9 protein-coding genes and 1 tRNA gene are annotated in these 9,715 nt (G+C 48.8%); 1 reads left to right on the top strand and 9 read right to left on the bottom strand.

The features are described 5' to 3' along the window. The 3 genes from GF404_13105 to GF404_13095 all read right to left on the bottom strand — a co-directional run. Positions 1-1,040, bottom strand: a 1,040-nt coding sequence (locus tag GF404_13105) for a hypothetical protein (GenBank protein MBD3383116.1), incomplete at its 3' end; no start/stop codon positions are given. 41 nt (positions 1,041-1,081) lie between these two features. Next, entirely contained in the window at positions 1,082-2,221 is a 1,140-nt protein-coding gene (amrS, locus tag GF404_13100; protein MBD3383115.1) for an AmmeMemoRadiSam system radical SAM enzyme, read from the bottom strand. Between the two features lie 2 nt (positions 2,222-2,223). Further along, on the bottom strand, positions 2,224-3,120 hold the full coding sequence (locus GF404_13095) for a DUF362 domain-containing protein (protein MBD3383114.1): 897 nt from the start codon (positions 3,118-3,120) through the stop codon (positions 2,224-2,226). On the opposite strand from GF404_13095, the gene amrB reads away from it, so the two are divergent. Then, complete coding sequence (gene amrB, locus GF404_13090; protein MBD3383113.1) at positions 3,020-4,651, top strand: AmmeMemoRadiSam system protein B; 1,632 nt, start codon at positions 3,020-3,022, stop codon at positions 4,649-4,651. The two genes, GF404_13095 and amrB, sit on opposite strands and share 101 nt — an antisense overlap. Here amrB and nth read toward each other — a convergent pair whose 3' ends face one another. The 6 genes from nth to gap all read right to left on the bottom strand — a co-directional run. Continuing rightward, positions 4,652-5,296: an endonuclease III gene (nth, locus tag GF404_13085; GenBank protein ID MBD3383112.1), complete on the bottom strand. Its 645-nt coding sequence runs from the start codon at positions 5,294-5,296 to the stop codon at positions 4,652-4,654. Between the two features lie 906 nt (positions 5,297-6,202). Next, positions 6,203-6,284, bottom strand: a tRNA-Leu gene (locus tag GF404_13080). Positions 6,285-6,305: 21 nt separating this feature from the next. Then, positions 6,306-6,689: a preprotein translocase subunit SecG gene (secG, locus tag GF404_13075; GenBank protein MBD3383111.1), complete on the bottom strand. Its 384-nt coding sequence runs from the start codon at positions 6,687-6,689 to the stop codon at positions 6,306-6,308. Positions 6,690-6,698: 9 nt separating this feature from the next. Next, positions 6,699-7,454 carry a triose-phosphate isomerase gene (locus tag GF404_13070; protein MBD3383110.1) on the bottom strand — a complete coding sequence of 252 codons (756 nt, stop codon included), beginning with the start codon at positions 7,452-7,454 and terminating at the stop codon, positions 6,699-6,701. Between the two features lie 9 nt (positions 7,455-7,463). Continuing rightward, positions 7,464-8,657, bottom strand: a complete 1,194-nt coding sequence (pgk, locus tag GF404_13065) for a phosphoglycerate kinase (protein ID MBD3383109.1) — start codon at positions 8,655-8,657, stop codon at positions 7,464-7,466. 154 nt (positions 8,658-8,811) lie between these two features. Continuing rightward, positions 8,812-9,715 (bottom strand): type I glyceraldehyde-3-phosphate dehydrogenase (gap, locus tag GF404_13060; GenBank protein ID MBD3383108.1); only part of this gene is annotated, 904 nt, incomplete at its 5' end.

The following is a 9,715-nucleotide window of genomic DNA, read 5'->3' as shown; positions in this document are numbered from 1 at the left end:
TAAGTTAAGCGTCTATCTTCATAACAGCTCTTTGTTTTGCTGTTTAGATGACTTCTGATGTAATCATAATAGTCGCGGTCGATTTCATAAATATCAATTTTCGCCTGGGAATATTTCAGGAGCTCATGGAGTAAATCAGGTGACGGGAGGCCGATTACAGCGATTCTTTCAAAAGAAGCTTTCTGCCATAAGACAAGGTGAACGAGTTCGGCACTCTCCCGATCCGGAGTTGTAAAGCGCTTGACCCCGTTGGAAAAGACAGTCAACTGACCCGAATCGGTTCTCGAACTGAGCATCTGGTAAGGTGTCGAACATGGGTCAGTCCTGTTTCTATTGTGATACAATACCTGCTCAAATGATTGAAAATATATTGCTGTGAAGACAGCTATGACGATTATAGATGTCACATAGGCGGTCTTTTTAGCGAGATCCAGTTTAAACCACCGCAAAAGAATTACGGTTGAAGCTACAGCGAGAGCGATTACGACCATTCCAGCAAGCACCTGGTAATCCTCAAACAGTTGAAATATTAACAATGACATGAGTATACCGGCAGTCAAAGCCCCCAGTGCTTCAACTATATATGCCGAAGCCAGCCCCTGCTCTTCGCTGACTGCGGTCATTTTGCGAACTATCCCGGTAAATACCGCTCCGGATAAAAGACAGAGGGGAGACATTACAAATAATGATGCCAGTGCGACAGTCGTGAAACCATAAATTCTACTGCTTGACAGCGATATGTCATAGCCACATACCAATCCGATAAAATTATTGCTGATCAGCAACAGTAAGGGGGAAACCGCTCCGAGTAGTGTCATAGAAAATAATGCCTTGTATGAAGCTTTCCGGCTCACAAAGATCTTCTCGAACATCCAGGCTCCCAGGCCGGTCAGGATCATCCAGAGCGTAATGATTACAGCGTAGTTGATCTCCGAAGCACCATAAAAGGAGACCAATTGGCGAATGAATACCGCCTGAAATGTCAGGGTCAAAAAACCGTAAAAAAACGGCAAAAATAAAAGGGCAGTTTTGGAAGTCATGCTTTTATGATAACACACGCGGGCAACGATTCAAATAAAACTTAGGACCAGACGCCGTCAAGATCGTGCTCACAAAAACGGCATCGTCCCTCCAGGAGATCGTTTTCCAGGATGGTGAAACCTCTTCGCCTGATGACAATCTTCCCGCATTCGGGACAGCGTGTATGTTCGCCGTCATGGCCGGGTACATTGCCGACATAGGGGTACCTCAATCCAGACTGTGAGGCTGTCGTGAATGCCTTCTCGAGACTTTCAAGCGGGGTCGAAGGCAGGTTTTTCATCAGATAAGCGGGATGGAAACGTGTGAAATGAATCGGCACGCGATCTCCAAGGTTTTCCAGTATCCACCCACAGAGTTGTTTGATCTCATCCTCGGAATCATTCAAAGTCGGCACCATCAGATAAACCAGCTCCAGCCAGACACCTTCCTCCCTGATTATCTTGAGAGCTTCCAGGACCGGCTGAAGTTCGCCGTTGACAATCTCACGATAATAATCCTCTGAAAACGCCTTTAGATCTACCTTGACCGCATCGACCAGCCCGAGAAGTCTACGGAGCGGTTTTTGTTCGATATAACCGCCGGTTATTACAACGTTTTTGATCCCGTTTTTGCGACTCTTTAGGCAGGTATCATACATATATTCATAGAAAACCACCGGCTCGGAATAGGTATAGGCAATCGTTGGCACTCTTCGCTGACGACAGATTTGGGTGATATCCTCGGGTGTCAGTTCGACATTTGCTACTTGTTCCGGTCTGACCTGCGAAATATCCCAGTTCTGGCAGAACTGGCAATTGACATTACATCCGGCGGTAGCAATCGAAAAGGCGGGAGTGCCCGGCTTGAAATGAAAGAGCGGTTTCTTTTCGATCGGATCGATATTCATCGCGCAGGCCCGGCTGTGTACCAGGGTAATGTATCTGCCGTCCCTATTTTCGCGCACACCACAGTAGCCCCGTTCGAGATCGGTCACCCGGCAATGACGCGGGCACAGGAGACATTCTATCGCGGTACCTTCTCGTTTTTCATAGAACATCGCATCCACATCGGAAAGGGTATCAGTAGTATCGAGACAGAGCGCGTTTTCAACCAGCCCTCCCCCCTGCCTGATCGGATTGATCGGTAATAAAGAGGCGCAGGCTCCACAGGCAAACGTTTTCAGTACTGTGCGGCGTTTCATGATCAGATAGTCTCCTCGATCAGTTCGATATGATCCAGGTCAGCTGTTCCAATTTTCGCTTTTTCTGCGGTTTTCAGCCAGGTCGGCTCTCGACCGATTTGACTGAGCGGTTTCAGGTCATGGCGCTTACGATAATCATCCAGCATGCTGTATCCCACAGCGTCCATGGCAACAGGATCAAAGGCAACCATAATGGTGCCCGGTTCTGCAATATAATACGGCACAAAACCGGGACCGCCGTCATACTGGATACGGGTTGCATCACAGATCGTTAGAACGTTTTTACGTTTGACCAACGGCAGGGAGAACAGGTCAGCGAGATAGGGATCGCAATTGTTCATATGGTACTTGTTGGGATTGTGGATCAGCCCGAAGAAGTTTTTCATGGAAGCCGACACGCCGGCGATCGAGTGATCCTTCAGAAGCGGAAAATTAATGTTTTTCACTATGTACTGCTCGAATATCTTCGACAGCAGAGACCCGACCTTGCCCTGTTTGTGGAGAGAGTCGCCGTAACCGACGCCTTTTGAATCCGTGCCAAACACACGCAGTCCCGATGATGATATATTTAATTCATAGCCAGCCCGTTTCAGCTCACGATTGGTACGTTCCCAGATAATTGTATTGTTCTCCTCGACTCCGGCCGAACGAAGTCCGGAAACGATCTCCATGGCGATAACTTCCGAACTGGAGAGCGGTTTTCCACCAAGGCAGTTCGGCTTGATACCGACATGATCTCCTCCTGAGAACAGGCTCTGCCAGGCCGATTGTGCGTCCTTCTCGCCGGTCAGATAGACCATGGCAATAGACAACGACCTCTTGACCTCCGAGGGCTCGAGCTTTCGATCGGCGTCTGCAAGTTTCCGATTTGTTATTTTGACAACTCGTGATTTAGGCATAAATTACATCTGCATGATCTCGCTTGCGTATAATTATACGATTGCAGAAGGAGAAATCAAAATGAAAAGCTGTAAATACATTTCAGTCATCTTTGCGGTTATACTTGCGCTCTGCCTCACAGTTTCCGCCGAATCAATCCGTCATCCTGTAATTGCCGGTAAGTTCTATCCAGCCGATAAAAGCTCTCTGGCCAACATGCTCGACAGCATGCTCGAACAGGCTGAAGAAGTTGAAATTTCCGGTCCCCCCCTGGCGCTGGTAAGCCCTCATGCCGGCTTCATCTTTTCCGGGCCGACCGCTGCTGTCGGATACAGGCTTCTACGAGATTATCCACAGATAAAAACCGCCGTCATAATCGGATTCAAACACCAGATCGACTACAAGGGCATCGCGATCTGGGACAAGGGAGGCTGGCAAACGCCTCTGGGAATATCAGAAATCGATACCGACCTGGCTTCGGCAATCCGCAAAGGCTCAAAATATATCGCTTCCGGGGAATCCTATTTCAACGGTGAACATTCGCTGGAAACTCAGCTTCCGTTTTTGCAATACATCAACCCGGAAATAAAGATAGTCCCGCTCCAGATTGGACTGCAGGAAAAGAAGATGATCGCTGAACTGGTGCGAGTGGTTCCCGAGGCGATCGGGGAACGCGAGGACGTTATAATCATCGCTTCCACCGACCTCACACATTACAAGAGCCGTTCTGAATGTCGTGAAATCGATAAACGAACTGCCGGTTATATCAGGGAATTAAAAGGCAGGGAGCTGTGGCAGGCTGAAGAAAATGGCGTGATCGAAATGTGCGGTGCCGGACCCACTGCGGCCGCAATCGAGATCGCCAAAAAACTGGGTGCAAACAGCGCCAAAATACTCAGGCAGTCCGACTCAGGAGAATTCTCCGGCAATACTTCCAATGTTGTCAGTTATCTCTCAGCGGTGATTTACCGTGAGGAGCATGAACCCCCGGAAGAAGCTACCGACGAAGCCTATCTTTCGCCCGATGAAAGACAGGTCCTGTTGAATATCGCACGTGAATCTATCGAGGCCTGGCTGGCGGGTAGACCGGTTCCCGAATTCGATCCACCTCAGGGCGTACTCACCGAAGATGGGGCCGCCTTCGTAACCATCAATAAAAACCATCGCCTGCGGGGATGTATAGGTTATACCGAGGCTTTCATGCCACTCTACCAGGCGGTCTCCTCCTGTGCTGTCAAAGCCGCCAGCGAGGATCCCCGCTTTCCCAGGCTGGCCGGCGATGAGTACCCGGAAATTGAGCTGGAGATTTCGGTTCTGACCCCCCTGCAAAAGATAAATGATATAGATCAGATCGAGGTCGGCAAACATGGTCTGATGATCCAGAAAGGACGCTACCGGGGTCTGCTTCTGCCACAGGTGGCGACTTTATATGGCTGGTCGCGTATCGAATTTCTGGACCATACCTGTCAAAAGGCGGGACTGAATCCGGGATGCTGGAAAGAGGACTGCAAAATAATGGTGTTTTCAGCCGAGGTCTTCGGCGAAGAATAGTCAGGCAGTGCTGGAGGGACACAGTTGGTTGAGAACGCATTCTGCGCATTTCGGCCTGCGGGCGATACAAACCGCACGTCCATGGAAGATCAGGCGATGAGAAATCATGATCCACTCTTTCTTCGGAAGCAACTCCATCAAATCCGCTTCGATTTTGAGTGGATCGGTATGTTCGGTCCATCCCAGAAGCTTTGCTATCCGTTTGACATGAGTATCGACCGCAATCCCTGATGCAATGTTATAAGCATTGTTTAAGATCACGTTGGCGGTTTTACGACCCACTCCCGGAAGTTTTATCAATTTTTCCATATCAGCCGGAATTTCTCCCCCATATTCATCAACAACCATCGCCATGCAGTTTTTGATCGCTTTGGCTTTGTTGCGATACAGCCCGACTGGTTTGATCATCTTCATCAGATCATCCAGATCAGCCTCTGCAAATGCTTTTGGTGAGCGATATTTCTTAAACAGCTCGGGGGTGGTCATATTCACCCGGTCATCGGTCGACTGCGCCGAGAGTATCGTGGCTACTACAAGCTGATGAGGATTCTTAAATATCAGGCTGCACCCGGCCTGCGGATATTCTTTCATTAGAAGCGTGATGATCTTCTTTGCTGTCTTTGCCTGTTGCGTATTTGCTTTCATCTACAAAGTGTTAAAATACAATATCCCAAACCTTAGCGCTATACTAAATAAAGCCAGGAAAAACATTATCTCTGACCTGCGAAAAAATTTGTATGATTTATCGTTAATCCATCCGGTGGTCTTTGGCATAAAGCCAACGATCAACCCACGGGCTTGATCTGTTTCCCCTGCCGCCGTGTAGGCTTTATGGCGGTAAACTAATCCGAGAATCAACAGGACAATGAAAACAAGCTGCAAAATGATATTCACTAATTCCATTATCCCTCACTTGAAGTGTTCAATACTGAGATATTGCACATAAAACGATAAATTCAGCTTGTCAACTTTGAAAATATGGAATTGCCAATCTGAGACCAATAAAGAAACCAGCCCAAAAGTAAACAACTTGGGATTTATAAAAATAGCTGTATGATCGCTCGTTTACCCAAACAGATGATTTAGGCATAATCCCAGCGATCAATCCCCTGGCAGCTTTTGTACCACCTGCGGACATGTACGATTTATAGCGGAAAATTATACCTGTAAGAATAAGTATAACAATAGCTAAGTACAGAGTTAAATTGATTAAGTTCATAGTCCCTCCCTTACTTAAAGCCATACAATTATTAAAACAATATACAATAATAAAAATGGCTGGTTACTAAAAAGCAACCAGCCTAAGGAGGGGGGTAGACAGATTAACTGTCTTTTTGAATTATAGATTGAAGCCCTTAAAAGTCAAGAAAAATAAGGAATGACGCGGGTTTGCGGGTGTCGGAATGATCGCACAAGCAAGCTACTCAGGCAGTTATTTGCACAAAAAAATACCCCTCCGGTCACTGGAATTCAAACAGACAAATCAACCGGAAGGCCATATTACATATACTACTGCCATATTATGTGTTTTTTATGTTGGGCAATAAAAAATGCCGAAGGCGGGATTTGAACCCGCACGCCGTGAAGCACCACCCCCTCAAGATGGCGTGTCTGCCAGTTCCACCACTTCGGCATTAAGCTTATGTATATAATATTATTCGCCAGCGCCTTCATCACCCGCGGGCGGTGTAATCGGCTGGACCTGCTGTTGCTGACCTCCCTGGGCCGGGATCTGGGTCGGAGCGACCTGCACATCCTCCAGAGCCTTCTGGGCTTCTCCGGTGATCGTGCTGTTGGTAACTCCGGTACCACCGCCGGTAAATGTCAGCAGGATACAGGTAATCATAAACGCCGTCGCCAGAAACGTGGTTGCTTTGGACAGAAACGTGCTTGCGCCTCGTCCGCCGAAAACGGCCCCGGAGAGGGCTCCGCCTCCGAGGGCACCGGCCAGTCCCTCGCCCTTGGCAGACTGCATCAAAACCGATACGATCAGTCCAAAGCTGACGAAAATGTGAATTACCAGAATAAACGAGAACAAAGTTCCTCCTTATATCACTGATGATATAATCGCAAGAAATTTATCTTTGGATAACGAAGCCCCTCCAATCAGGGCACCGTCGATTTCCTCCTGGCCTAAAAGATCGGTCGAGTTCTCAGGTTTGACAGAACCGCCGTACAGTATCTGGAGGTTGTCGGCGACATCCTGACCATGCTCTTCGGCCCAGATCGAGCGGATCAGCTTATGAACCTCGACCGCCATATCGGGAGTTGCGGTCTTGCCGGTACCGATCGCCCAGACCGGCTCATAGGCTATCACAATATTTTCGATCCTGCTATTTCCAGCTTCGGCAGAAAAGCCTTTAACCTGAGATCTAACAACCTCCTCGGTTTTGTCGGCTTCTCGCTCTTGGAGCTGTTCGCCGACACATACGATCGGGTTAAGTCCAAGGGATAGTGCGAGTTTGGTCTTTTTCCCGATCAGCTGATCAGACTCGGAAAAATACTCTCGTCTTTCCGAGTGGCCAAGTATAACATAATCGCAACCGATTGTCAAGAGCATCTCTCCTGAAACCTCGCCGGTAAATGCACCTTCTTTTTCCCAGCCCATATTCTGCCCGCCGAGGTATACCGGGGTATCTGCGACTATTTCCGCAACCGTCTTGAGAGATGTAAACGGCGGACATAAAAGCACATCAGCCTTGTCAGAACCCTCGAAACCTTCGGCGATTCCCCTGGCAAGCTGTGCCGCCTTTTCATCGGTTTTATACATCTTCCAGTTTCCAGCGATCAGTTTTGTGCGCATAATTATCTCCTATTTATCTGTCAATGCATCCAGGCCCGGTAGGGTCTTGCCCTCCAGAAACTCCAATGAGGCCCCTCCGCCGGTGGAAATATGGGAGAGCTTGTCAGCGACCCCGGCATTGGTCACAGCCGAGGCTGAGTCGCCGCCACCGATAATCGTAATTGCGCCGTCATCGGTCAGTTTCGCCAGGTAGTTTGCAATTTCAATCGTACCTTCAGCAAAATCAGCATACTCAAAAGCGCCCATCGGACCGTTCCAGACAATCGTTTTAGTTCCCTTGAGCTCGTTTTTATACAGGTCGAGGGTCCGGGGACCGATGTCCAGGCCCATCTGATCAGAAGGCATATCTTTGACATCGTAAACCTCTGTTTCGGCATCACGTTTGAGTTCGGGTGCGCATACCGAGTCAACTGGCAGGAAAAACTTCAATTTACGATCTTCGACTTTAGACAGAATCTCTTTTGCCAGATCAAGCTTGTCCTCTTCTAAAAGGGATTTTCCGATCTCGTAGCCCTGAGCCTTGAAGAAGGTGAACGCCATCCCCCCGCCGATGAAGATCATGTCGACTTTGTCCATCAGGTTCATGATTACATCGATTTTGCCAGAGATCTTGGCGCCACCCAGGATTGCCGCAAACGGTTTTTCGGGGGATTCGAGCGCTTTGCCAAGGTATTCGATCTCCTTGACCATCAAGTACCCAGCCGCGGCTTTGTCGAAATATGAAGTCACACCAGCTGTGGAAGCATGAGCGCGATGGGCTGTCCCGAAGGCGTCATTAACATAAACTTCACCGTGGCCGGCCAGTTTTTTCGCGAATTCGGAGTCGTTTTTCTTCTCTCCTTTATAAAAACGAAGGTTTTCCAAAAGCAGAATCTCGCCGTCTTTGAGGCCGGAAGACATTTCGAAAGCCTCATCCGAGACACAGTCATCGACAAATTTAACATCATTTTCAAGCAGTTCTGAAAGCTTTTCTGCCACCGGTCTGAGGCTGAATTGCGGTTCCGGTTCACCCTTGGGACGTCCCAGATGAGACATCAAAACCGCCCGGCCGCCTGATTCAATGATCTTTTTAACAGTCGGAAGCGATGCCACAATGCGCTTGTCATTGGCTACTTTGCCATCGGCGATCGGGACATTGAAATCGACTCGTACCAGAACTTTTTTACCTGCCAGATCGAGATCATCGATCGTGAGTTTTTCCATCCCTCTCCTCCGTATCTGATATTGCGATTATTTCAGTATTACCCGGTTGATCCTGTTATCATATAAAAAAACCAAATCCGAAACAAGATATTTTAGTCTAAAATGCAACCCGCCTGTGTGATCACAGGCGGGTGATGTTTTTGGGAATTTATAATTAGAGCATCATACCCAGCATCTCGACCAGGCGGGTCGAGAAACCCCACTCGTTGTCATACCAGGATAGAACCTTGGCCAGGCGCTTGCCCATCACCATGGTCAGTTCGGCATCATAGATCGAGGAGTAGGGGTTGCCGACGATATCATTCGAGACGATCGGATCGGTTTCGTACTTGAGGATACCTTTCAGCGAGCCCGCTTCCGCGGCTTTTTTCATAGCGGCATTGATTGAGTCTTTGGTGACATCCTTTTCAAAAGTAGCCACCAGGTCGATAAGCGAGCCACAGGGTGTCGGGGTACGAATCGCCATACCGTCGATCTTACCTTCCAGGGGTGGTACTACCAGGCTGATCGCCTTGGCCGCGCCTGTCGTGGTCGGAATCATCGAAACCGCCGCCGCACGCGCGCGACGCAAATCCTTATGAGGAAGATCGAGAATTCGCTGGCTCGACGTGTAAGAGTGAATCGTGGTCATCAGGGCGTTCTCGATCTTGAAATTATCATGCAGTACTTTGGCCACAGGAGCAAGGCAGTTCGTGGTGCAGGATCCAATGGTGATGATATCATGCTTGGACTTGTCGTACTGAGCACAATTGACACCGCGCACGAAATTGCCGTCCACTTCGCCTTTGCCAGGTGCGGAGATCAAGATTTTCTTTGCGCCTGCGGAGATATGCATACCTGCTTTTTCTTTGGTACGAAAGAGCCCGGTCGATTCGACCACAAGGTCGACACCGTTGTCCCTATGGGGAAGCTTGGACGGGTCTTTAATCGCGGTTACGTTGAGTTTCTTGCCGTCGATTGTAATGCTGTCATCGGTCGCAGTGACCTCGCCCGGGTAGACACCGTGCACCGAATCATACTTGAACAGATGGGCCAGGGTGTGAGCGTCGGCGATATCG

The sequence above is a fragment of the Candidatus Zixiibacteriota bacterium genome, assembly GCA_014728145.1.
In the GTDB taxonomy this organism is placed as follows: Bacteria; Zixibacteria; MSB-5A5; order JAABVY01; family JAABVY01; genus WJMC01.
The sequence above is the reverse complement of the archived record's forward strand: the minus strand, read 5'-3'. Positions and strand labels throughout refer to the sequence as shown.